This is a genomic window from Citrobacter sp. Cf136 (assembly GCF_030333815.1).
Taxonomy (GTDB): Bacteria; Pseudomonadota; Gammaproteobacteria; order Enterobacterales; family Enterobacteriaceae; genus Citrobacter; species Citrobacter freundii.
Genome location: NZ_JAOWFE010000030.1, coordinates 96,152 through 121,686, shown reverse-complemented (window position 1 = coordinate 121,686; position 25,535 = coordinate 96,152). Strand labels below are relative to the sequence as shown.

Below are 25,535 nucleotides of genomic sequence, written 5' to 3'. Positions count from 1 at the left end.
CCCGCAACAGAAAACAGAAACCGGTTTCAGTACGATACTGTGCATTCGGCTGGCAGGTTTCAAGCACAAGGCTGTACCCGGTTTCATTTTCGTGGCGCAGTTCAAACAAATAGATAAATGATTGTAAAATGCTGAAAAAACCAGCAGATAAAACTTGATGCAGAGCAGGCTCGCAAACGTTTGCTTTCCCTGTTAGAATTGCGCCGAATTTAACTTTTACTGCAAGTAAACATGTGGGGAAGCAGGCAGTGACCGATAAAACCTCTCTTAGCTACAAAGATGCCGGTGTTGATATTGATGCAGGTAATGCTCTGGTTGATCGAATCAAAGGCGTAGTAAAGAAAACGCGTCGTCCGGAAGTTATGGGTGGTCTGGGTGGCTTCGGTGCGCTGTGCGCATTGCCGCAAAAATATCGTGAACCGGTACTGGTTTCCGGCACTGATGGCGTTGGTACAAAACTGCGTCTGGCGATGGATCTGAAACGCCACGACACTATCGGCATTGACCTCGTCGCAATGTGCGTCAACGACCTCGTGGTTCAGGGCGCTGAGCCGCTGTTCTTCCTCGACTACTATGCAACCGGCAAACTGGATGTGGACACCGCAGCCAGCGTCATTAACGGGATTGCCGAAGGCTGCCTGCAGTCTGGCTGTGCGCTGGTCGGTGGGGAAACAGCTGAAATGCCGGGGATGTACCACGGCGAAGATTACGACGTGGCAGGTTTCTGTGTTGGCGTCGTCGAAAAATCAGAGATTATCGACGGTTCTAAAGTGGCTGACGGCGACGTACTGATTGCGCTCGGCTCCAGCGGTCCGCACTCCAACGGTTACTCTCTGGTGCGTAAAATCGTTGAAGTCAGCGGTTGTGACCCGGAAACCACCGAGCTTGAAGGTAAATCGCTGGCCGACCACTTGCTGGCTCCGACCCGCATTTACGTAAAATCCATTCTGGAACTGATCGAGAAGGTTGATGTGCACGCCATTGCCCACCTGACCGGCGGCGGCTTCTGGGAAAATATTCCACGCGTTCTGCCAGACAACACGCAGGCCGTGATCGACGAGTCTTCCTGGCAGTGGCCAGCCGTCTTCAACTGGCTGCAAACGGCGGGTAACGTCAGCCAACATGAGATGTATCGCACCTTTAACTGCGGTGTAGGTATGGTTATCGCCCTGCCAGCTCCGGAAGTGGACAAAGCCCTGGCTTTGCTCAATGAGAAAGGTGAAAACGCATGGAAAATCGGTATCATCAAAGCTTCTGATTCCGAACAGCGTGTGGTCATTGAATGAAAAACATTGTGGTGCTCATTTCCGGTAACGGAAGCAATTTGCAGGCGATAATAGACGCCTGTGAACAGAAAAAAATCAATGGCACCATACGTGCAGTATTCAGTAACAAGGCCGATGCGTTCGGCCTTGAGCGCGCACGCGAAGCGAATATTCCGGCACACTCGCTGGAAGCCGCCCAGTTTGCCAGTCGCGAAGCCTTCGACCGCCAACTGATGCAAGAAATTGACGCCTGGGCGCCGGATGTAGTGGTGCTGGCCGGTTATATGCGCATCCTCAGCCCGGCGTTTGTCGCGCACTATTCTGAACGATTGCTGAATATCCACCCGTCTTTATTGCCAAAGTATCCCGGCCTGCATACGCACCGCCAGGTACTGGAAAACGGCGATGAAGAGCATGGTACCTCCGTCCACTTCGTCACTGATGAACTGGACGGCGGACCGGTTATTCTCCAGGCCAAGGTTCCGGTATTTGAAGGCGACAGCGAAGATGATGTCACGGCGCGGGTTCAGGCTCAGGAACATACCATTTACCCACTGGTGGTAAGCTGGTTTATTGATGGTCGCCTGAAAATGCGTGATAACGCTGCATGGCTGGATGGCATCCGCCTACCGCCACAAGGCTACGCCGCCGACGAATAATAAAATTCAACCTGTAAGCCGCATGTCACCATCCGGCTTACAGGCATAACTACCTTTTCCGGTTAATACCACCGGTATTCATCTACGCTCCCCCTTTCTCTTTGCTATCAGACGGTTTATTGTCATATTTTTCTGGCACAGTTGGACATCTGAGAGCAATGCTCGCCATAATAAATCGGTAGTGTCCCGTGAATGAAACGGAGTAAAAGTGGTAATGGGTCAGGAAAAGCTATACATCGAGAAAGAACTCAGTTGGTTAGCGTTCAACGAACGTGTACTCCAGGAAGCTGCTGATAAGTCAAACCCGTTGATCGAACGGATGCGTTTCTTAGGCATCTATTCCAATAACCTCGACGAGTTTTATAAGGTTCGTTTTGCCGAACTGAAGCGCCGAATCATTATTAGCGAAGAACAGGGTTCAAACTCTCACTCCCGCCATCTGTTAGGCAAAATCCAGGCCCGCGTATTAAAAGCCGATCAGGAATTTGACGGTCTGTACAACGAGTTGCTGCTGGAGATGGCGCGCAATCAGATTTTCTTAATCAATGAACGCCAGCTATCGGCCAATCAGCAGAGCTGGTTGCGTCATTACTTCAAGCAATATCTTCGCCAGCACATCACGCCGATCCTGATTAACCGCGAGACGGATTTAGTCCAGTTTTTGAAAGATGACTACACCTATCTGGCGGTAGAGATTATCCGCGGCGATACAATCCGCTACGCGCTGCTGGAAATCCCTTCTGACAAGGTTCCCCGTTTTGTGAATCTGCCGCCGGAAACTCCGCGTCGTCGCAAACCGATGATCCTGTTGGACAACATTTTACGTTATTGCCTTGACGATATTTTCAAAGGGTTCTTTGATTACGACGCACTTAACGCCTATTCGATGAAAATGACCCGTGACGCCGAATACGATTTGGTGCACGAGATGGAATCGAGCCTGATGGAGCTGATGTCCTCCAGCCTGAAACAGCGTCTGACCGCAGAGCCTGTGCGTTTCGTCTATCAGCGCGACATGCCCAATGCGTTGGTCGAGGTGCTACGTGAAAAACTGACGATTTCTCGCTACGACTCGATTGTTCCCGGCGGCCGTTACCATAACTTCAAAGACTTTATTAACTTCCCCAACGTTGGCAAAGCCAACCTGGTGAATAAGCCGCTGCCGCGTCTGCGCCACATCTGGTTCGACAATGAGAAATTCCGTAACGGATTTGATGCAATCCGCGAGCGCGATGTGCTGCTGTATTACCCGTACCACACCTTTGAGCACGTTCTTGAACTGTTGCGCCAGGCGTCTTTCGACCCGAGCGTACTGGCAATAAAGATCAACATCTACCGTGTGGCGAAAGACTCGCGCATCATCGACGCGATGATCCATGCCGCGCATAACAGTAAAAAAGTCACCGTGGTAGTGGAATTACAGGCGCGCTTTGATGAAGAAGCCAACATTCATTGGGCCAAGCGTCTGACCGAAGCGGGCGTTCACGTCATCTTCTCCGCGCCGGGTCTGAAAATTCACGCCAAACTGTTCCTTATCTCGCGTAAAGAAGGTGATGAAGTCGTGCGCTATGCGCATATCGGGACGGGCAACTTCAACGAAAAAACGGCGCGGCTGTACACCGACTACTCGTTGCTTACCGCTGATTCACGCATCACCAACGAGGTTCGTCGGGTGTTCAACTTCATCGAAAACCCGTATCGTCCGGTGACGTTCGATTATCTGCTGGTTTCTCCGCAGAACTCACGCCGTCTGCTGTACGCGATGATCGACAAAGAGATCGCCAATGCGCAGCAAGGCCAGCCTTCCGGTATCACGCTAAAACTGAACAACCTGGTCGATAAAGGCCTGGTTGATCGTCTCTATGCGGCCTCAAGCTCAGGCGTACCGGTTAATTTGTTGATTCGCGGTATGTGCTCTCTGATCCCGAACCTGGAAGGCATCAGCGATAATATTCGCGTGATAAGCATTGTCGACCGCTACCTTGAACACGACCGGGTTTATATTTTCGAAAACGGTGGCGATAAGCAGGTATACCTCTCCTCTGCAGACTGGATGACCCGCAATATCGACTATCGTATCGAAGTCGCCACTCCGCTGCTGGACCCGCGCCTTAAGCAGCGCGTGCTGGATATTATCGATATCCTGTTCAGCGACACGGTGAAGGCTCGCTTCATCGATAAAGAACTCAGTAATCGCTACGTACCACGCGGAAACCGCCGTAAAGTTCAGTCACAATTGGCGATTTACGACTACATCAAATCACTCGAGCAACCTGACTAACGCTATGCCAATACACGACAAGACTCCACGACCGCAGGAATTTGCTGCGGTCGACCTTGGTTCAAACAGTTTCCATATGGTCATTGCCCGCGTGGTAGATGGCGCAATGCAGATTATCGGGCGGCTGAAACAGCGCGTTCATCTGGCGGATGGTCTCGGCGAAGATAACAAGCTGAGCGAAGAGGCAATGGAACGCGGATTAAGCTGCCTGTCGCTGTTCGCCGAACGCCTGCAGGGCTTTCCCCCGTCAAGCGTATGCATCGTGGGAACCCATACTTTGCGTCAGGCGCTGAATGCGACCGATTTTCTCAAGCGAGCGGAAAAAGTCATCCCCTACCCGATTGAGATTATCTCCGGTAACGAAGAAGCCCGACTGATTTTTATGGGCGTGGAGCACACTCAGCCGGAAAAAGGCCGCAAGCTGGTTATCGATATCGGCGGTGGCTCAACAGAACTGGTGATCGGCGAAGATTTCGAACCCAAGCTGGTCGAAAGCCGCCGTATGGGCTGCGTCAGTTTTGCCCAGATGTATTTCCCGGGCGGTGTTATCAGCCGGGAAAACTTCCAGCGTGCCCGCATGGCGGCAGCGCAAAAGCTTGAAACCTTAACGTGGCAGTTTCGCATTCAGGGCTGGAACGTCGCAATGGGCGCGTCAGGCACGATTAAAGCGGCACACGAAGTGCTGCTGGAGATGGGGGAAAAAGACGGTTTTATCACCCCCGAACGCCTGGACAAACTGACATCTGAAGTGCTGAAGCATGCGTCATTTGATGCGCTCAGCTTGCCGGGATTGTCAGAAGAACGAAAAGCAGTGTTTGTACCCGGACTCGCGATTCTGTGCGGCGTTTTTGACGCGTTGGCTATCCGCGAACTTCGCCTTTCTGATGGCGCACTACGCGAAGGCGTACTGTACGAGATGGAAGGACGTTTTCGCCACCAGGACGTTCGCAGCCGTACCGCCAGCAGTCTGGCGAACCAGTACAACATTGACAGTGAACAGGCCCGGCGCGTACTGGAAACAACGATGCAAATGTACGACCAGTGGCATACGCAACAGCCCAAACTGGCCAATCCTCAACTGGAAGCATTACTGCGCTGGGCAGCGATGCTGCATGAGGTTGGGCTGAACATCAACCACAGCGGCTTACATCGCCACTCTGCTTATATCTTACAAAACAGCGATTTACCGGGGTTTAATCAGGAACAACAACTGATGATGGCAACATTAGTTCGTTATCATCGCAAAGCGGTGAAACTGGATGACTTGCCCCGCTTTACACTGTTCAAGAAAAAACAGTTTCTGCCGTTAATTCAACTGTTACGCCTGGGCGTGCTGCTGAATAATCAGCGTCAGGCGACCACCACGCCGCCAACCCTGACTCTGATAACCGACGACAACCACTGGACCTTACGTTTCCCGCATGACTGGTTTAGCCAAAATGCGCTGGTGCTGCTCGATCTGGAAAAAGAGCAGCAATACTGGGAGGGCGTAACCGGCTGGCGTCTCAAAATTGAAGAAGAAACCTCACCCGATATCGCCGCATAAACTCAGAACAGGTGCCAGCGCGTCTGGCGCCTGTTCTTCCAGCGTTTCATGCAATGGCTGTGGTTTACCAATCAAGTACCCCTGCATGTAGTCAATCCCCAGCGAAATTACCGCACTGCGTATTTCTTCACTTTCGACGTACTCCGCAACCACCAGCATTCTTTTCATCCGAGCCAGATGGCAAATAGAGGCCACGATCTGGTAGTCGAGGCTATTCGAAACGATACTGCGAATAAAGCTGCCATCAATTTTCAGGATATCGGCACTCACATTCTTCAGCCGCGCATAGCTGGCGTAACCCGTACCAAAATCATCAATCGCAATCTGACAGCCCAGTGATTGCAGCTGCAGTAACGTTGCCTGTGCCTGTTCCGCATTGGTTAAGGCGTTGCTTTCCGTGACTTCAAAAATCAACTGCCACGCTTCAACCTTGTACTTAACCAGTAGCTGCTTGATGTCATGCGGAAGTCGGGCGCGACATATCGAAGTGGGTGACAGGTTAATGGCAAACCGACGGGCGGGCATTTTTTCCCGATTCTGTGCCATAAACTTCAGCGTATTTTCAATCACCCACATATCGATGCTGGACGACAAGCCAAACTCATGTGCGATCGGCAAGAAGCAATCAGGCGGGATAGTTTCACCGTCATCTCCCTCAAGACGCAGCAGGATTTCATGATAAACGTCGCCGCGTACGCCAAAAATCGGCTGCGCCATCAGGAAAAAGCGATTGTGCTCCAGCGCCAGCTGTAGACGATTCATCATCGCAACCTTATCTTTCAGGTCACGTTGCAAGTGCATGACGCCTCGGCGCTGCAAGTTCTCTGGTGAATTGGTCGCCAGAGAAAGCTCGGCAATGGTGCTTAACTCTCCCAGTAACAGATAGATATGGTTAACAGGAGAACGGACATAGCAAAAACTGATCCCCACCTGCGGCTGTAATGGCATGCCATCCCAAATAAAACGGAACTGCTTGATATGCCTGTCCAGGGCTTCAATGCGCTCCTGATACGACTCGGTGTTAAAACGCAAAACTAAGTCATTACCCGATAACTGATAGACATGCTCATCCTGTGCCAACAGTGGCGTTATCCACTGTGAGAGTTTTTGCTTGTACTGGATACGCAGCATAATGCCGTAATTTTTTACCAGTAGCTCCATGCCCGGAACACGCAAAAAGCAGAGCACTGACCATGGCGTTTTTTTCAAATCCCGGTTCAATGCGCGCAAATTTGGCAGATGCACCATCGGATCAAAGAATGCCAGACGATGGTTGCGCCGGGTAACAAAGCGTTGGCGCGTTGCCAGTACGGCAATGAAGTTCACGATGAAGGAGAAAACAAGATAACTCGATGAGGTAATGGCAAGCTGGGTATCGTAGCCAGAATACCAGGGCATATAGCGCTGGTAATAATGAATTGCGGTAATAAGTACGACAGACCATATCAGCGAAATAAATCTGTAACCGTAACGCATTGCTCCCCAGAGCATGACAGGTAGCAACAACGACAGAGTATAATTTGTGCTGAATATTGAGCTTTGTTCATTTAACGGCATACACAGCAATGCCATAAGTACAGCCAATATAATCAGCCAGACCGCAACCTCAGTTTTGGTAACTTTGGTATCAAACTGCTGCTTTAATTGAGAAAAATAGCCTCTGACATGCAAAGGGTTGCGGATCGTGCGAATAATAAAGTAGCACAAAGGAACCCCAATCAGATTCCCGACCAGCATAGCCTGATAGTTGATCAACGTGCCAGTATTAAAGGGCATAACCCCCACCATGCCGGATTTACTCTCATAAACACCCACAAACGCGGCAAACTGGAAGAGGATCAGAAACAGCGTCGCCGGGCAGAAGACCTGCCAAAACATGCGCTGAAACATCAGGTGGGAGTCACCGTGAGACACGTTGTTCCGCCGGGGTGCAAATACTTTATACCCTCCCCAACTCAGCACTATCGTTACAATAAAGTGCGAAATTATTGAGAGCGTTTCAAATAACCCAACCTGCGGATATTTGTAGCAGATAATGGAAATGATAATTCCCGGCAATGCCGCCCAGCCAAAAAATAGCATCAGGCTAATCATCAACGCCAAAGGCATGTAGAAAAGAATTACGGTCCCAGTACTAATATGGGCATAGGTATTGGCAGTGCTCAATATAGGCAACAGCAAAGATGGTATGATGAGAGGTAACGCCCACCATCTATCTCTCATACAAATATAATTTTTATTGAGTTTCATAGATGCTCAGTAGAATCCCGCACATCCTGCAGGGGGTATTCAGACAGGCATCCCACCTGACTCTAAAATGATGAAGTTAAATACATTACTATGTCTCATCAATTTTAGTTATCAGTAAAGGGTGACGTTTGATATATATCAAAAAAAAAAGCCCCTCATTAATCAATTATTACTATTTTCATCGTTTCTTATCGTTAATTCATTATTAATGCAAATAATAATATTAATTTTCATAACATATGAGGATAAAACAACTGAAGCAATTTTACATAACGAAAAATTGACCATTGCCTCACAGTATGCCTTAATGTGAGTATCGCCCTCAGTTGGGTACACTACAAGGAACCTTTTGTGAGCCAGGTTACCAGCCTACGCAAACGACACCGATTTAATAGTCGCATGATCCGGATCGTACTGCTTATCAGCTTTCTCTTCTTCTTCGGACGCTTCGTCTACTCCGCTATAGGTGCGTGGCACCACCACCAGAACAAAAAAGACTCTCAGCAGATCACCCAGCCGCAACAGGCATCTCCTGCTCAAACCGACGCGCGCTGATCGCTCGCACCTGTAATATCTCAGCATTAAGATTCCTTACCGGATGGCTAATCGCCTGACATTTAACCATCCGGTAAGGGATTTGAGTGATGAAACAATACGCTGCCTTACCCACCACACGCACGGAGTTATCCGATAACAGACCGTGTTTTTCGCACAAATTCACAATCTTTTAATCTCACTTCACTGCACCATTCGCGCTCATTTTTACGTTCCGATTTACTGGGTATAAAAAGACACACTGTGTTCAAATAGACGCCAATTAATATCACCAGAAAATATCACAGGTGAAAGCATTAATATTATGTATGAAATTAAATGCTTATTTGAATCATTACCATTTTAAATTCTACAGGGTAATACCATGAGTGGTTTTTCATTATTTCCGAAAATAAGCAGCGGTCTTGAATGGATCGCTGGACACAGCGATGCGGTTATTCAATTCGGCTGGAATATCGTTGCCGCCGTAATTTTACTGTTTGTCGGTAAATTTGTCTCTCGCCTGATCTCCAGTGGTCTGGAAAAATTACTTTTAAAACGTAAAGTTGACCGAACCATTATCCAGTTCTTCACCGCGCTGGTACGTTACATTACTCTCGCCTTTGCCGTTGTTGCCGCATTGGGTCGCGTCGGTATCGAAACATCCTCCATTATTGCCGTCATTGGTGCCGCCGGGTTGGCCATTGGACTCGCGCTACAAGGATCGCTTTCCTACTTTGCCGCTGGCGTACTATTGGTCTCCCTGCGTCCATTCCGCGCCGGAGAAGTGGTACAAATTGGGGCAGTCACCGGAACGGTGGAAAAGGTACATATTTTCTCCACCACCCTGCTCACCGCCGACAGCAAAGAAGTGGTCATTCCAAACGGTAAGATCATCGCTGACAATATCATTAACTATTCCCGCCACCCTTTCCGCCGTATCGATCTGGTGATTGGCGTCGGCTATCAGAGCCGGATAGCTGACGTTAAGCGCGTGATTAACCATATTATCGATCAGGATACCCGCATCGATAAGCAACGTGGGGTAACCGTTCGTCTGGGCGAACTGGGCGCTTCAGCATTGAATTTTTACGTCCGCGTATGGGTGCCCAACATCGAATACTGGAATACCTATTACGATTTGCTGGAAAACATTAAAGAAGCCCTGGACGCCAACCATATCTCTCTGCCGTATCCGCAGATGGATATTCGCGTTGAGAACGTAGCCCCCCAATCTCAACCCCAGCTACAGTTGGTTGATTAATTCACAGCGCTTCGGTATGAGCGCAATAAAAAACCCTCTATAAAAAGAGGGTTTTTTTACATATTACCGGTTCAGAAACCGCTAACAGAAAGGGCTATTATTCCCACTCAATGGTAGCCGGTGGCTTACCGCTGATATCATAAACGACGCGGGAAATGCCGTTCACTTCGTTAATGATGCGGTTAGAGACGCGGCCTAAGAAATCATACGGCAGGTGCGCCCAGTGCGCGGTCATAAAGTCGATGGTTTCTACTGCACGCAGGGAAACAACCCAGTCGTACTTACGGCCATCGCCCATGACGCCAACGGAACGTACCGGCAGGAACACGGTGAACGCCTGGCTGACTTTGTTGTACAGGTCAGCTTTGTGCAGTTCTTCAATGAAGATAGCATCCGCGCGACGCAGCAGGTCGCAGTACTCTTTCTTCACTTCGCCAAGCACACGTACACCCAGCCCCGGTCCCGGGAACGGGTGACGGTACAGCATGTCGTACGGCAGGCCCAGCTCCAGACCAATCTTACGCACTTCGTCTTTGAACAGCTCACGCAGCGGCTCAACCAGACCCATCTTCATCTCTTTCGGCAAACCGCCCACGTTGTGGTGAGATTTGATAACGTGCGCTTTACCGGTGGCAGATGCCGCGGATTCGATCACGTCCGGATAGATAGTGCCCTGTGCCAGCCACTTAACGTCTTCCAGCTTCAGCGCTTCTTCGTCGAACACTTCAACGAATACGCGGCCGATGATCTTACGTTTCGCTTCCGGGTCGTTCTCGCCTTTCAGCGCGTCGAGGAAACGCTGTTCGCCTTCAACGTGAACGATGTTCAGGCCGAAATGGTCACCAAACATATCCATTACCTGCTGGGCTTCGTTCAGGCGCAGCAGACCGTTGTCGACGAACACGCAGGTCAGGTTTTTACCGATCGCACGGTGCAACAGCATCGCCGTCACAGAGGAGTCAACGCCACCGGACAGACCGAGGATAACTTTGTCATTGCCAACCTGCTCACGAATGCGGGCAACGGCGTCATCGATAATTTTTGCCGGCGTCCACAGCGCTTCACACTGACAGATGTCGCGCACAAAACGCTCCAGCATGCGCATGCCCTGACGGGTGTGGGTAACTTCCGGGTGGAACTGCACGCCATAGAAGCGTTTTTCTTCGTGCGCCATGATAGCAAACGGGCAGCTGTCGGTGCTGGCAACGGTCACGAAACCTTCCGGAATGGCAGTCACTTTGTCGCCGTGGCTCATCCACACATCCAGCAACGGTTTGCCGTCTGCGGTCAGGGAGTCTTCAATACCGCGGACAAGCGCGCTGTCGGTCTGAACTTCAACCTGCGCATAGCCGAATTCACGTTCGTTAGAACCTTCAACATGACCACCGAGCTGCATTGCCATGGTCTGCATGCCGTAGCACACGCCGAACACCGGCACGCCCGCATTGAAAACGTATTCCGGCGCACGCGGGCTGTTTTCTTCAGTGGTACTTTCCGGGCCACCGGAAAGAATAATACCGCTTGGGTTGAATTCGCGAATTTGTGCTTCCGTAACATCCCATGCCCACAGTTCACAGTAGACGCCCAGTTCACGTACGCGACGTGCAACCAGCTGAGTGTACTGCGAGCCAAAATCGAGGATGAGAATGCGATGTTTATGAATATTGTCTGTCATTGACGCTAATTCCGAGGCAAGTGAAACAAATTCGCCCGGCATATAGCCGGGCGCGGAAACTTATCAGGAGCCCATGCGGTAGTTAGGGGACTCTTTGGTGATGGTCACATCGTGAACGTGACTTTCCTGAATACCCGCACCGCTGATGCGTACAAACTCTGCTTTCGTTCGCAGCGCGTCGATAGTACCACAGCCGGTCAGCCCCATACAGGAGCGCAGGCCGCCCATCTGCTGGTGAATGATCTCTTTCAGGCGGCCTTTATAGGCTACGCGGCCTTCGATACCTTCCGGGACCAGTTTGTCAGCGGCGTTATCGCTCTGGAAGTAACGGTCAGAAGACCCTTTGGACATCGCGCCCAGAGAACCCATACCGCGGTAAGATTTGTAAGAACGGCCCTGGTACAGTTCGATTTCGCCCGGGGATTCTTCAGTACCCGCCAGCATGGAACCAACCATCACTGCGGCAGCACCAGCAGCAATCGCTTTAGCGATGTCGCCGGAGAAACGAATACCGCCATCGGCGATAACCGGAATACCGGTGCCTTCCAGCGCTTCAACGGCATCAGAAACGGCGGTGATCTGCGGAACACCGACGCCGGTCACGATACGGGTAGTACAGATGGAGCCAGGGCCAATACCCACTTTAACAGCGCTGCAGCCAGCTTCAGCCAACGCGCGAGCACCTGCGCCAGTCGCAACGTTACCGCCGATAATCTGCAGATCAGGATATTTAGCGCGAGTTTCACGAATACGCTGCAGTACGCCTTCAGAGTGGCCGTGAGAGGAGTCAATCAGCAGTACGTCAACGCCCGCGGCAACCAGCGCGTCAACACGCTCTTCGTTACCTGCGCCCGCGCCAACCGCAGCGCCCACGCGCAGACGACCATGCTCGTCTTTACAGGCGTTAGGTTTACGTTCAGCTTTCTGGAAATCTTTAACGGTGATCATACCGAGCAGATGGAAGCTGTCATCAACAACCAGCGCTTTCTCAACGCGTTTTTCGTGCATTTTGGCGAAAACGACATCGCGCGCTTCGCCTTCACGAACGGTCACCAGACGCTCTTTTGGCGTCATATATACGCTAACCGGCTGGTTCAGGTCAGTCACAAAACGCACGTCACGGCCGGTGATGATACCGACCAGTTCGTTATCTTCAGTCACCACCGGGTAGCCTGCAAAGCCGTTACGCTCGGTCAGTTCTTTCACTTCGCGCAGAGTAGTGGTTGGCAGTACGGTCTGTGGGTCAGTTACCACGCCAGATTCGTGTTTCTTCACGCGGCGAACTTCTTCAGCCTGGCGCTCGATGGACATGTTTTTGTGGATAAAACCGATGCCGCCTTCCTGGGCCAGGGCAATTGCCAGGCGCGCTTCCGTCACGGTGTCCATTGCTGCGGAGAGCATAGGAATGTTCAGGCGAATGGTTTTCGTCAACTGGGTGCTGAGGTCAGCAGTATTCGGCAGAACGGTAGAATGAGCGGGAACGAGGAGGACGTCGTCAAACGTCAGGGCTTCTTTTGCGATACGTAGCATGGGCAATATCTCACCTGGGAGGTTATTAAATATTGCCGCGGCATTATACAGAGCGTAACCGATTGCATCCACACTTTTTTGCAAAAAAACCTTGCGCTCCTCTGTGAGCATGTTACTTTCGACTGAATAACCTGCTGATTTAGAATTTGATCCCGCTCACATGTTATCCTCTCAGACCACCTCAATTTTTACCGTAAGCCGCCTGAATCAGACGGTTCGTTTGCTGCTTGAGCAGGAAATGGGGCAAGTGTGGATCAGCGGTGAAATCTCCAATTTCACTCAGCCGTCCTCCGGTCATTGGTACTTCACGCTCAAAGATGACACCGCTCAGGTTCGCTGCGCGATGTTTCGCAACAGCAACCGCCGGGTAACGTTCCGTCCGCAGCACGGGCAACAGGTGCTGGTGCGCGCCAACATTACATTGTATGAGCCGCGTGGGGACTACCAGATAATTGTTGAGAGCATGCAGCCTGCGGGTGAAGGTCTGTTGCAACAGAAGTATGAGCAACTGAAGGCCAAACTGCAGGCTGAAGGGCTGTTCGATCAGCAGTTCAAAAAAACGCTGCCATCGCCGGCCCACTGCGTCGGGGTGATCACCTCGAAAACCGGGGCAGCGCTACACGATATTCTCCACGTATTGAAACGCCGCGACCCTTCCCTGCCCGTTATTATCTATCCAACCGCTGTCCAGGGCGACGATGCGCCGGGGCAGATTGTGCGCGCAATTGAGCTGGCAAACGCCCGTGGCGAGTGTGACGTATTAATCGTCGGGCGCGGCGGCGGCTCGCTGGAAGATTTGTGGAGCTTTAACGACGAGCGCGTAGCACGGGCGATATTTGCCAGCCGCATTCCGGTGGTGAGTGCCGTCGGCCATGAAACCGATGTGACCATCGCTGACTTCGTCGGCGATCTGCGTGCGCCAACGCCGTCGGCGGCTGCAGAAATTGTCAGCCGCAATCAGCTCGAACTGCTGCGTCAAATTCAGCATGGTCAGCAACGTCTGGAAATGGCGATGGATTACTATCTCGCCAACCGAACTCGCCGATTCACCCAGCTTAATCACCGCTTGCAACAGCAGCATCCGCAGCTGCGTCTGGCCCGCCAGCAGACCGTGCTGGAACGACTGCGTCAGAGAATGAACTTCGCACTTGAGAATAAAATTAAACAGGCCAATCAGCGTCAGCAGCGCATGCTGCAGCGGCTGAACCAGCAGAACCCACAGCCGCGTATCCACCGCGCGCAAACACGTATTCAGCAACTGGAATATCGACTGGCGGAAAATATTCGCGCGCGGCTAAGCGAGCAGCGCGAGCGTTTCGGCAACGCGGTCACGCATCTGGAAGCCGTCAGCCCACTGGCAACGTTAGCGCGCGGCTATAGCGTCACGACAACAAGCGATGGCACAGTGCTAAAGAAAACCAAACAGGCCAGACCCGGCAACCTGCTCACCACCCGACTGAACGACGGCTGGGTGGAAAGCGAGATAAAAACGGTAACGGCTGCCGGGAAAAAGCGCCAGCCAAAAGCTAAGTAGCCCGCTGCCGTCTGTCTATTCGTATCTATCGCGGGGGAGATAGCGTCATCATCGCAGCGGAAGCGTGCGGGTTCGCCAGGCAAACCAGTGCCTGATTATCGCTTGCCGTTTTCGTTGCATTCACATAGCCGCTGGTAAGATTGATGGTCTGGTCATTCTTGCCCACTCGGTCGGAAACCCACCAAGAAAAATTAGAGCGATCAATCGGCCAGCCAAACCGTTCCCCTATCTGACCGCCAGGGTAGTTACTATACAGCTTTTGCAACTCACTCAATGTCGGCTGATAGTTTTCGGGGCAACCCGATTTACTCGCCAGCCCCGCACCGTCATGGTTAAACAGCGTCCAGATTTCATCACCCATAGCGATAGGACCAAAGGTGTTATCATGCGACGGCGCTTCATTCATCAACAGTGGTCGCTTAAAGACTACGCCATCGCTGCTGGTTTCGCAGACGGATTGCCGCTGCTGTCTTTCATGGTGACGGTGAGCGGGATCTCTTCGCCTTTTTTGACTTTCACCGCATCGCTTACCTATCGAGGGCAATACTGGAAGTCCGTTCAATCGTCGCAGGTACCGGTGAATGCGGGTCGACCAGGCAAACCTGCGCCCCTGTATTACTCGCAGAACTGCTTGACGATACGTTCCCCACATCCAGCCGCATAGACTGATAGTTCCCGGTATTCGCCGCGCGATCTACCGCAAACCAGAACCATTTTTCATTCACCGGCCAACCATAACGTTCAAACAACACTCCGCTGGGATTATCTGCATACAATGTTTGCAGATCGCTTAATAAAGGCTGATACGCCTCATCACAGTCGGACTTCCCGGTCGTCAGCGTGGTAGATTGCAACCTCAACGGCCAGCGTTCATTGCTACTGGCAACGCTGGAAGTATAACCCGACGTCTCCGCAGCAAGATAAGGGCGATGGAATGTGACGCCAGCGCTGTTCGTCACCGTTTCCGGCATATGGCCCCACATGGCAGCCTTATCGCTGTCCGGGCTGGTGAGAACGGAAAAGATCACGTTTTTACTCACCGTGGATAAACTGTCTCCCTCCACCGTGGCGGTTACCGTCGTTTTCAGGCCGCTCGAATTGTCCTGCGCTAACGTCAATTGCGCTTTACCATCAGCATCCGTCATCCCATACCATTTCGACGAACCGGAATTGAAACTCGTCGCACTCCCCTCAGGCGTAACGGGCGTCAAGGTCATGTAAGCCGGGTTGTTTGTTATCACCGTACTGGCGCGCGTGGTCGATGAAGAACGCCCCACCACCACCACGGTATTAGCCTGTGGGATGCCGGCAGCATTTTTTACGCTAACCGTTAGCGGTAACGTTTCACCTTTCTTACTCATGAAGCTTGCGTACGTCTCATTCCATAGAGTGGAGGAGTCAAGCGTAATGGCATACTCACGTTTTGCCGTCAGACACAACTGCGTTACGTTGGTCGGGGACGAAGATGTCGTTGTGTTCATGACACCATTACGAAAATTAATGTATTGATATAAAGACGTTTGCCCGCTTAGCGTCTTATCACCCGCCCACCACCCATACGAGGCGATCATCGGAAGACCGTAATCAGCGGTTAATGCGCTATCCGGGTGATCGTTATACAGCGACGTTAAATCGGCCGCCGTCGGCATTTGGTTCATCGTGCAGGCCCCGCGCCCGCTATTCACATTTTTCACCGTGTACCACATTTCATTGTTTTGTATGACCGACTCCGTATCCGTGGTTGAATTCAGCTCATACCTCAGCCTTGGGCGCATAAATTCCGCGCCGTTGCTGGCGGTGAAAGTCTCCGGCATATGCCCCCACATCTGGGCTTTACTGCTGTCTGGACTGGTGAGTACGGTAAACACTGTCGACAGCGACGAGGTTGCCGCTGGGGTTTTATACAAGCTGGCGTTCAACACCGTTTTCAACCCCGGCCCTGTATCTTCACCTACATCAAGAGACAGCGTGCCGTCCGAGCCGGTGACCCCATAATAGGTGCCGTTATAAAGCCAGGTCTGCGGCGCCTGTCCGGTCAGCACCAGCTCCATGGTTGGTATGGTCCAGGAAGTAAGCGCACTGCTGCCGCGTATCGAACCTCGGTCTCGCGTCAGGGTAAACACAGCGTTCCCTACCGGGTTGCCGGCAGCATCCGTGGTGGTGATCGTTAACGGCACTCTTTCACCCGTCTTCACTTTCACCGCCTGCGCGGTTTTGTCTATTGCCACCGTCGAGGTCAGCGCGATCATCGTTGCCTGTGCAGCCCCCGTACTCGTACAAATCTGGTACTGCATGGCGCTGGTATCCGTCGCCGACACCGAATGATGGCTGCCATCATCCAGATCGACGACATAAAAATCGATGGGCGCTTCAGAAGAAAACTTACTCACATAGCTACCACTCCAGTAGGAGTAGTCTATCGGCCAGCCCTGTGCCGTCTTGATGCTTCTGTCCGGGTATTGGCGATAAAGCGCGTCCAGAGCGTCGATGGCAGGGTAATACCCGGCCGCGCACATCTCCGCATTGTTTTTGCGGCCATCAGGGCCGTAAAACCGGGACCACGCCTCGTTATCTTCCGTATAACTCATCACATTGAGGGTATTACTCAGCTCCGCGTACAGCAGCGGCCGGTGGTAGCTCGTACCGTCTGCCGCCGTCAGCGTGTCCGTCATATGCCCCCACAGCGTCGCCTTGTCCGAGTCGGGGCTGGTGACCACCGTAAAGATGGTGTCGAGGCTGGCACTCACGCTGGCATTGCCGTACAGCGCCGCCGTTATCGCCACTTTAGTGCCATGCGTATCCGGGCGGGTCACATTGATGATTTTGCTACCGTCCACGCCCGTCAGGCCGCCGATTTTCGTCGCCGTGTCGTTAACAGATTCGCCGTCAATGACCACCGGCGACACAATACCATCACCGCTGCCAGCGGCATGTTTAACATTCTGTCGGGTAAAACCATCACCACGGCTCATGACAAAAGGCGCTTGCGGCACAGGGTTTCCATTGGCGTCTTTCACCGTGACCTTCAGTTGTAGCGTCTCGCCTTTCTTCACTCTTACCGCATGTACGCTATTAACGTTGTTGTCATACCATTGCGACGCATCCACCGGTTCAATGGTGATGGACGCCGCCGCCGGGTTATCGCTGGTCAGGCAACTGACGTAATCCGAAACATCGCCCCCCGCCGTCACCTCTCCACCCGACAACGATATCTGTTGCCAGCTGGACTGGCTGGCGTACGTGACGGACCAGTAGCCCAGCCCCACAGGCCATCCGGCAACCGTATGTATCTCGCCGTCATTGTTGGCATTGTACAAAGTGGTAAGCTGGTCGATACGTGGCAGACGATTAAGCGCACATCCCCCGGCTGCGGTATTTCCCAGCGCATCGGCATGTGTGAGGCGAGCCCAGGTTTCATTCGCTTCATCCTGGGTTCGGGTTGCCCCTGACTCTGCCGCCAGTTTCGGGCGTTCAAACGTGAGATTATCCACGGTTATGACGTCCGCCATATGCCCCCACATATGGGCTTTTGGCGTATCCGGGCTTGTCGGAACGGTAAACTTCACGCTACGCGAGATAGGCGAGTTTAGCAGTGAATCAATCGGTACTACGCTTAGCTGTGTGATTAACCCCACGCCGCGTGTCTGCTCAAGAATAATTTGCGCGTCACCGTTCGCATCCGTCATCCCCTCATACGTCATTGAAGATGTACCCGCGCCATAGGCAACGCTGTCAAATAGCAATTCCCCCTGACTTGGGTCAGTAAAGCCGGTGGTCATCCCGCTGCGATTTTTGCCGAGCCCCATGGTGACTGAAAACTTCACATTAGCTATCGTTGCTCCGTTCAACGCATTTTGCGAATGGACGTTCATTTTGATTTGCTCGCCTGTTTTGGCGACGGGCAGGCGTAACGAAACATCGTCATTGAAATAGACGCTCAGTTGAGCCACCATTTCATTGGCTGAACAGGTCAGATAGTGGGCTGAGCCACCGACCCCCTTGCTACCATCGTCCAGATTAAAGTACGCCATCTGCGTGGCATCATCGGCCATATAAGCATCAGACGCCGTCGGCCAGCCGTGTTCTGTCAGGATTTTATTATCAGGATGTGCGCTGTAGAGCGTTTCAAGAGAACCCGTGTCGGGGACCTGACCTGCGCCGCACTGATTCGTGGCAGAGATCAGAGAATCGAAGGTGGCCCATTCTTCGCTATTTTCACTTTGCTGACCGGTTTTATGACTTGTTTCGAACGCCAATAGCGGACGCTTGTAGAGATTACCCTTCTCCACAATACCCCGTTGCATATGGCCATACATATTCGCCCCGTCAACGTCTGGGCTGGTTATCACCGTAAAAATCACATTAAAGGGGAACGTGATGCTTGCGCCTTCATCATCCGCCATCACAATGCGGATCGGCGTTTCTACCCCTATCCCATTGTCATGACTTAACGACAAATGTACCTGACCGTTCGCGTCCGTTACCCCGGTATAGTGTTCCGGGGACGATGCACGCATATCATCACTACGGACAACGACCCGCAGATAATCCCACTCATCTTTATGCTCCCCTTTACGGTTAGAGGCGGGGTCGACAAACAGTTCAAGATAGCGATAAGGCAACGGTTTATTGGTATTCCGGTCAACCACGCTGGCTATCACATCAATCGTCTCGCCGACTTCCGCCTTGTATGGCGCATCGGGAGAAAGCGTGATTTGTGGATACGCTAAAGGCAGCGCTTTATCCACGCAGCTCACCAGTAAAGCCGTACTGTTGCTTTCTCGTATCACCGCCCCACTCCCCATACTGGTAGCGTAGTGATAAATATCGAGCTGATCTTTCGTGGACGACCAGTAGGTATCAATTGGCCAACCGGGATAGGCCGCCGCGGTGCTGTGGGCGGCCCGCAGCGCTACCAGCTGTTCGGCATCCGGCAAAATGGCACAGTGGTTATCCGCGCTATCCCAGGTAAACTGCGCCCAACTTTCATTGCTGGTAGCAAAAGTAGCACTAGTGCCACTGGTTTCCGCTGCCAGTTTTGGACGCGTGAAGGTATAGGTGACGCCATCGACGTTTGCCGTAGCGCTTTCTTCCATATGCCCCCACATCGCCGCTTTGTCGCTGTCCGGGCTGGTCAGGGTGGTGAAAATGACATCGACGCTGTCTTTTAGCGCCGTATTGTTTGCCGGCATCACCGTCAGGGTAGTTTTTACGCCGGGACCGTTTGCCTGGGTGACGGTCACTGTCGCTTTGCCGTCAGCGCCCGTAACACCGTGGTATTCCGTCGCCGTGGTGGTCAGTTCCGTATCACCAACGTGTACCGGTGCATTATTGTTGACGATGTTCTGGCGGTTAAGCGCATCGCTGCGGGTAATAATAAATGCGGTATTGCCCACCACGTTACCGGCGCAATCGCGGGTGGTAACGGTCAGCGTGATACTTTCCCCTGCTTTGACCTTGGCTGCTTTTAACGTGTCGTCCATCGGCACGGCGCTGAGTGACAGTGGCTCGCCCACGGCGGTAGCTACGTCAATCGCCACTTTTTGTTCGGTTAAAGCAACCGTATTGCTGTTCGGTGTTCCCGTCGACGTAATGAGGTAAAGCGCGGGTAGCGCACTGCTATCTTCCAGTTGTGGCCAGACCACGTAATGCCCGCCGGCCATATTCTGCGCACAGAACGTTTTATTGGCGACCGGCTGCGGGTTAAGCGGTTCATCCGGTGTGGCGGCATCTGCCCAGACTAAACTGATAGCGGGCGTCTGTTCGCTTTCCCAGCGCAGCGGCGGTATGGCGAACAGATCGCCCTCGGTATCGAGCGGATTAGCCAGCTGCAGTGCGCTGGCTGAATCGTCAACGCTGAAGTCGCGGGGCATCGCGCTGAAGGCCACAGCGTGCGCTTCACCGGGAGAGAGGACAACGCTGCCCTGATAAACCGGAACGAACGCGCTGTCCGCCGTCGGCGGGGTGCCGTTTATCGCATCCGTAGCTGTGCGCAACTCCTGCCATGCCCCACTTTTTAGTGCAGAAAGTACCGGCACTGCACCCATTAACAGAGCTAACGCCAGTAAAGAGCGATAAACTTTATTCACCTGCCAGATCCCCCATCCTTGAGCAGTCACTACCCATTTATTCTGTGTTCGCGTTTCAACACACTTTGCTTAACCCCGAGCTAAACAAAGGGCGCGGAAAAACCGCTCCCCAAGGAAGCGGTCTTGCACGGTTTTATTTACGTTGGTAGTCGATAGACAAGCCATATCCCTGGACGCCATCGTTGCCGAGGGTAACGCCATCGGCATTATCGAAGGCAGCCTTCGCTTCGGCGTTGGTAAGCGGAATAACCAGATCGCTATTGTTGTAGGTAGCGTTGACAATCCCACCCACAGTGCCCAACTGCAGACTGTTACCGGTGAATTTCCAGCGGTAGTTGTAATCACTGGTAACTTCTTCACCTGCATCGTAAGAGCGACTGGCGTTTTTATCTTTCCACAGCAGCACTTTATAGGTGGTGTTGGTTTTAAGTTTGGTGCTCGTGCCCAACAGATTGGTTGTTGTACCCGCCTCGTAGATGACGACGTGGACATTTTCATCGACCACCGGACCTTCCGGAATGTCATCATCGTCAGAACCACCGCCAGCGTTGGTCGACAGATCGTTTAGCAGCAATTCTGTGGCAACATTCGGATCGCCGGTAGTTGTGGTAGGCGTAATTTTAATACCGATGTAGCGATCGGCATCCGCAGCCTGAATTTCATAGGTGTCGCTGCCTTTTGTACCTATCTCTTGTGCATCGCCGCCATTCTGATCGCTATAGCTCATCCACTGCACAGTCGCTTTGGTCGCCGTGTTATCCGCATCCAGGTCACCTTCCGTATCGCCGATAGCCCAGTTGACCTTCACTTTGTCGCCCGCGTGAAACTGCCGGTCACCTTCAGTTGCCACGGTTCGACTACCACGGTCAATCGTCACCGTGACATGTGCTTTATCCGTTTCCGCCGTTTTATCTGCAGCCCGTGTAATCCACGGGATAGTCCCTTGAATAGTACCGGTACTTTCTGTCGCGCTTTGCCACTGACCGGCTTTCAGATTCCCATTAGCCGCGACTGCAGGCACAGCACAATACCCTGCCACAGCCAACGCCAGTGCGACCTTCGTCAGCCGCCGTTTTAATACTAATTGCATCAAGACTCTCCTTTTTCTTCAACATTCAGCGACTGGCTGGTCAGCCACTACGCTGACACTATTTCTGGCTATACACCACGCGTATGCCATAGCCCTGAATACCATCCTGCTCATGAGCAGCGAATTTTTGCGCAGCCTCTCTATTTGTTGCTGGCAACACCAGATCTTCATTGCGGGTATTGGCTTGTGCTCCGGTATTTCCCGTCACGCTTTGCCCGGTAAATTCCCATTGATAGTCATAAAGCGCCATTTCATCTTCTGCCAGTTGTTCTGACATCTGGAAAACGCCGTCTTTATTGGCATCACGCCACAGTACAAATCGATAGGTATTATTGACGACAGGATGCCTATCTTGTTTGCCGCTCAAATTAACGGGAGAAGATGTTTTCATTTGATAAATGAGCGCATTCAACGCATCAAGCGCATCACCGGTAAACGTCACGTCAACATAGTTACTGTCGCCGTAGGCGTCTTCCTTCGCTTTCCAGCGAAACGTACCAGGAAGCGTACTGGAGAGCGTGACGGTTCCCCCCTTTTTGTCACGGCTGGCAATGAAGACGCAGGGCAATTCGGCGGTACAAGCTGTGGAGGAAAGCGACACCTTTTTGTCATTGCTGTCATAGAGTTCAGGTGCCATAGCCTCATCCACCAGCACTTTACCGTTACGATCGGTCGTATCCCCAAATGAATCAGTCAGCACCAGGTCCATCACAACACCATCGACGCCATCCGCCAAAGCGCTGGCCTCATGGCTATGATCGGTACGATCGGCGTCGGCGACGTTATCGACAATCAATTCGATTTTACGATCCTGCTGGACGGTAATTTCCACAGCACCCGAGTTTTGCTTATTCCCCTTTTCATCTTCCAGGGTCATGCGCACTTTCCAGGTATTTAACTCTGTACGCTGTGCTTCTGTATCCGCATTGACCCACGCAGGGAGGACCAGATTCCAGCGGTTATTATTCCCTTCAGTGAGGGCATCAGCTTTTACTACTGGCATCACTAATGTGCGATTGGCATTATTTTTTGCCTGCCAGGAGGCGGAGATGATTTTGTAGTGATGAGAGACAAGCGCATTGATCGTCCACTTACATTTCTCCAGTCCCACCGCAGACTCAGGCGTGTCTTCAATTACGCATTCAGGATGGACATTGGTCGCATCGGCTTTGAGCCATAACGCAACATCAAGGGGATCTTTTTCACGGTATTCAAGAACGATAAAATTATTACGCTCGACAAAATCGGTACGACTGCCCATTAAAGATCGCTGAATTTTTACGTTTTCCGGATCAAGCTGAGCCGCCAGGGGCGTACCTAACTGATAAGTGACGGTTGCGTTGATGCTAAGGTCGGCATTATCTCCGGTACCGGCTTTGTAATCTGCACCCAACGTGACCATCGGCACTGGCATGTAATTGAGACCAACGGTTACCGCATGGGGATTTTTTTGTAAATTGTCGGTACCAAATAATGCCACTTCATCGCCATAGTACTTCTCGTAGACTAATTTCCCACCGATCTGTGGATAAAATGACAGCCAGCTTTCAGCCCGAATATCCCATCCCCGAGCAGGGCGCTCTTCATAAAACTCGAAATCCTCAGACTCTTTCCAGTCAGAAAGTGGATGGTAATAGTTGCCAGAGAGCTTCAGATAATCTGTCCATGCCTCAGTGCCCAAACCTAAGCGACGGTGCCCACGGCTAAAATCGTAGTCATAAAAAGCGTTGCCGCCGAGTAACCAATCCCCCACATTTTGACGCAAGCCAAAACCGATATTTCCAATGGTCCGGTCCTCTTTACGCTGCGCGGAGACTTGGCTAAAAATCAATGTATATTGGTTATCGTATAAGGGAACAAAATAGTCGAGAGAGCTACCATCAAGATCGCCACCTTCGCCAACAGATAAACTTGTCCGTACTTTTCCGTACGGTGACATTAACCCTTCTATATACGATTGCGTGGAGGAGGTAATTTGATTTTGCAAATAGCTTTGCGCCTGTGATTTCAACGCGTCAGGCGTCAGGTTTTCAAAGCCTTGTGTCGCAGAGTTAATAAAATAGTCGGCACCTTTCTCTTTAATGGATTGATCTTCGTTATTATGCTGTTCTTTTAGTACCGACTCACTGCCGAGATCGGGCAACGTAGACTCACTTATGTTATTGGTTGCTGCAGGCGCAACAATATTGTCCCCGGCAATAACTGCACCAGAAACGAATAGAACAAGCAAGATAACAAAGCGCGCCCTTCGGGCCATAACATGTTCCTGTATTAACAAAGTTGCTGTACAACAGGAACATTATATTTATGATTCAACCTAATGAATGCCTTTATAACCTAAATATAATCCTAAAAAATCAGCCAGATTATCAAAGCAAGATAAAACATTTGTAATAATAATTAAAGCTGATTAGCATTCATAATAAATATTAATCAGCAAAAGTTATTCATAATGTAATTTATATTATGACATTATATTCCACGCGTTTCTTCGAAATAAGGCCATGGCCGTTCTGACAGAAATAATCCACCGCTCCGCAGGCTTTTAATACTTGCAGTGGCAGATGGCATTCCGGACAACGCGCTTCCAGTTGAATATCTTTGTGACAATGCTCGCAGTGCGCCACACCATTTTGCGGCTCCAGCTCTGCATGACAATCCGGGCAGGTAATCGACATATCGTGTCCTTATACAGAAAATGTATTGCTGCTTTTATTTTAACACCATGCACTTAATGTGGCCCACGTAACTGCTGCTGCAATGTTAACAGGCACTCCACTTCTTCCAGCCTGCGCAGTGTCGTTTGGCTCACCTCCTGCGGACAATGTTCAAACAAACTTTGCGCTCCCAGAATTTGCTCAGCGAGACAATGGGCGTAAATCGTACCGGTAATGCTCCAGCGTTGTACCACCTCGCCGTCAATCACTTCCAGTACATCTTCTGTACCGCGTCGGTCATGGCTGATAATACGTCCGTCACGCAGATAAAGCCGCAGACCTTTTTGCCCACCAGCTGGCCCCGCATATTTGTTGAGCCAGATATCCAGTGGAATGCCACTAATCTGCCCCTGAAGATGCGCCTCGCCTTCTGCCGTGGTCAGGTCACTCTGGGGGATATCACGTCCCAGACGGTCTTTAGCACTCACTAACCGCAGCACCATCTCATTATTCCCTCCCAGATACCGTACCGTTTCCCGCAGCATTGCTAGCACGTGCGTACCGATATCCAGAATCACGCCATCCGGGTGGCGAAGTTCACGCGTGTCCGGTTCACCGGTGGCAAAGTTAAGCGCTATCGGCTCCCCTGCAGCGTTAAATCCACTTGGCTCCTGCAAAAAACCTTCGATTTTCACAATCTCGGCAAAAGTGCTGACCAACCCTCGTTTCACCGTTTCGATGCGCGCCATCCAGTGGTCGAGTGCCAGTACACGATCGGCAGCGGCTGGTTGAGCCAGCAGCATTTTCAGTTTTTCAATTTGGGAGAGCGTGGCGACAATAGGTTTTTCAACCACGATACGTGCGATGGGAGAGGCCAGGGCCTGTTCAAGCACCTCAAGGTGATGCAAGGATGCGGTCGTGATGAACAGGGTATCAAGAGGCTGAGTAAGCAGCTCTTCGAGCGACGTACAACGCGTCACGCCTGCTGGCTGTTTTGTGGGTTGAACATCAAACCCCACACAGCGTAATGAATCACCGAAGAGGCTACGTAATGCGGGCAAGTATGCCGTTTCAACGACTGCGCCCAGCCCAACAAACCCTAACAGCATGTTCTCACCTCAAAAGTTGAATTACCGGGGCATAACGTCTGCCCCGGCATCA

The 25,535-nt window shown here is 51.7% G+C and carries 16 protein-coding genes; 7 read left to right on the top strand and 9 right to left on the bottom strand.

Features of this window, described 5'->3' with window-relative positions; all coding sequences use genetic code 11:
• Nucleotides 1–248: 248 nt before the first annotated feature.
• The 4 genes from purM to ppx all read left to right on the top strand — a co-directional run bounded on the left by purM (nt 249) and on the right by ppx (nt 5,751).
• Nucleotides 249–1,286, top strand: coding sequence for a phosphoribosylformylglycinamidine cyclo-ligase (gene purM / locus OGV98_RS03930; protein ID WP_003838485.1), 1,038 nt, complete (start codon nt 249–251; stop codon nt 1,284–1,286).
• Entirely contained in the window at nt 1,283–1,924 is a 642-nt protein-coding gene (gene purN / locus OGV98_RS03925) for a phosphoribosylglycinamide formyltransferase (protein WP_003838482.1), read from the top strand. Before purM ends, purN begins: the two co-directional genes overlap by 4 nt.
• A 214-nt stretch (nt 1,925–2,138) precedes the next feature.
• The gene (ppk1, locus tag OGV98_RS03920; protein ID WP_003037917.1) at nt 2,139–4,205 is read left to right on the top strand and encodes a polyphosphate kinase 1; all 2,067 of its coding nucleotides are present in this window, start codon (nt 2,139–2,141) and stop codon (nt 4,203–4,205) included.
• Between the two features lie 4 nt (nt 4,206–4,209).
• The gene (ppx, locus tag OGV98_RS03915) at nt 4,210–5,751 is read left to right on the top strand and encodes an exopolyphosphatase (RefSeq protein WP_003037914.1); all 1,542 of its coding nucleotides are present in this window, start codon (nt 4,210–4,212) and stop codon (nt 5,749–5,751) included.
• Here the strand turns inward: ppx and OGV98_RS03910 are convergent.
• Nucleotides 5,731–8,001: a bifunctional diguanylate cyclase/phosphodiesterase gene (locus tag OGV98_RS03910; protein ID WP_044714606.1), complete on the bottom strand. Its 2,271-nt coding sequence runs from the start codon at nt 7,999–8,001 to the stop codon at nt 5,731–5,733. The two genes, ppx and OGV98_RS03910, sit on opposite strands and share 21 nt — an antisense overlap.
• Nucleotides 8,002–8,352: 351 nt before the next feature.
• Here OGV98_RS03910 and OGV98_RS03905 point away from each other — a divergent pair, with 351 nt between their 5' ends.
• Both OGV98_RS03905 and mscS read left to right on the top strand, forming a co-directional pair.
• Complete coding sequence (locus OGV98_RS03905; protein ID WP_049002457.1) at nt 8,353–8,556, top strand: YfgG family protein; 204 nt, start codon at nt 8,353–8,355, stop codon at nt 8,554–8,556.
• Between the two features lie 364 nt (nt 8,557–8,920).
• On the top strand, nt 8,921–9,799 hold the full coding sequence (gene mscS / locus OGV98_RS03900) for a small-conductance mechanosensitive channel MscS (protein WP_286551048.1): 879 nt from the start codon (nt 8,921–8,923) through the stop codon (nt 9,797–9,799).
• Between the two features lie 97 nt (nt 9,800–9,896).
• Here the strand turns inward: mscS and guaA are convergent, their stop codons facing one another.
• Both guaA and guaB read right to left on the bottom strand, forming a co-directional pair.
• On the bottom strand, nt 9,897–11,474 hold the full coding sequence (guaA, locus tag OGV98_RS03895; RefSeq protein WP_003037760.1) for a glutamine-hydrolyzing GMP synthase: 1,578 nt from the start codon (nt 11,472–11,474) through the stop codon (nt 9,897–9,899).
• A gap of 63 nt (nt 11,475–11,537) precedes the next feature.
• The gene (gene guaB / locus OGV98_RS03890) at nt 11,538–13,004 is read right to left on the bottom strand and encodes an IMP dehydrogenase (RefSeq protein WP_003037756.1); all 1,467 of its coding nucleotides are present in this window, start codon (nt 13,002–13,004) and stop codon (nt 11,538–11,540) included.
• Nucleotides 13,005–13,164: 160 nt separating this feature from the next.
• Here guaB and xseA point away from each other — a divergent pair, with 160 nt between their 5' ends.
• Nucleotides 13,165–14,538, top strand: coding sequence for an exodeoxyribonuclease VII large subunit (gene xseA, locus OGV98_RS03885; protein ID WP_210943434.1), 1,374 nt, complete (start codon nt 13,165–13,167; stop codon nt 14,536–14,538).
• Nucleotides 14,539–14,563: 25 nt separating this feature from the next.
• Here xseA and OGV98_RS03880 read toward each other — a convergent pair whose 3' ends face one another.
• From OGV98_RS03880 to OGV98_RS03855, 6 genes are all read right to left on the bottom strand, one after another.
• Complete coding sequence (locus OGV98_RS03880; protein ID WP_231040633.1) at nt 14,564–14,944, bottom strand: adhesion domain-containing protein; 381 nt, start codon at nt 14,942–14,944, stop codon at nt 14,564–14,566.
• 121 nt (nt 14,945–15,065) lie between these two features.
• A complete protein-coding gene (locus OGV98_RS03875) occupies nt 15,066–20,627 on the bottom strand; it encodes an adhesion domain-containing protein (RefSeq protein WP_420022592.1) in 5,562 nt (1,853 codons plus the stop codon).
• Nucleotides 20,628–20,760: 133 nt separating this feature from the next.
• Nucleotides 20,761–21,717 carry a SinI family autotransporter-associated protein gene (locus OGV98_RS03870; protein ID WP_057101998.1) on the bottom strand — a complete coding sequence of 319 codons (957 nt, stop codon included), beginning with the start codon at nt 21,715–21,717 and terminating at the stop codon, nt 20,761–20,763.
• A 58-nt stretch (nt 21,718–21,775) separates the two neighbouring features.
• Complete coding sequence (gene sinH, locus OGV98_RS03865; RefSeq protein ID WP_202581080.1) at nt 21,776–23,974, bottom strand: intimin-like inverse autotransporter SinH; 2,199 nt, start codon at nt 23,972–23,974, stop codon at nt 21,776–21,778.
• Nucleotides 23,975–24,176: 202 nt separating this feature from the next.
• Nucleotides 24,177–24,395 (bottom strand): zinc ribbon domain-containing protein, encoded by a 219-nt coding sequence (locus OGV98_RS03860; protein ID WP_003838464.1) that lies wholly within the window; start codon nt 24,393–24,395, stop codon nt 24,177–24,179.
• A 53-nt stretch (nt 24,396–24,448) separates the two neighbouring features.
• Nucleotides 24,449–25,483, bottom strand: a complete 1,035-nt coding sequence (locus tag OGV98_RS03855) for a Gfo/Idh/MocA family oxidoreductase (protein ID WP_202581079.1) — start codon at nt 25,481–25,483, stop codon at nt 24,449–24,451.
• Nucleotides 25,484–25,535 lie beyond the last annotated feature (52 nt).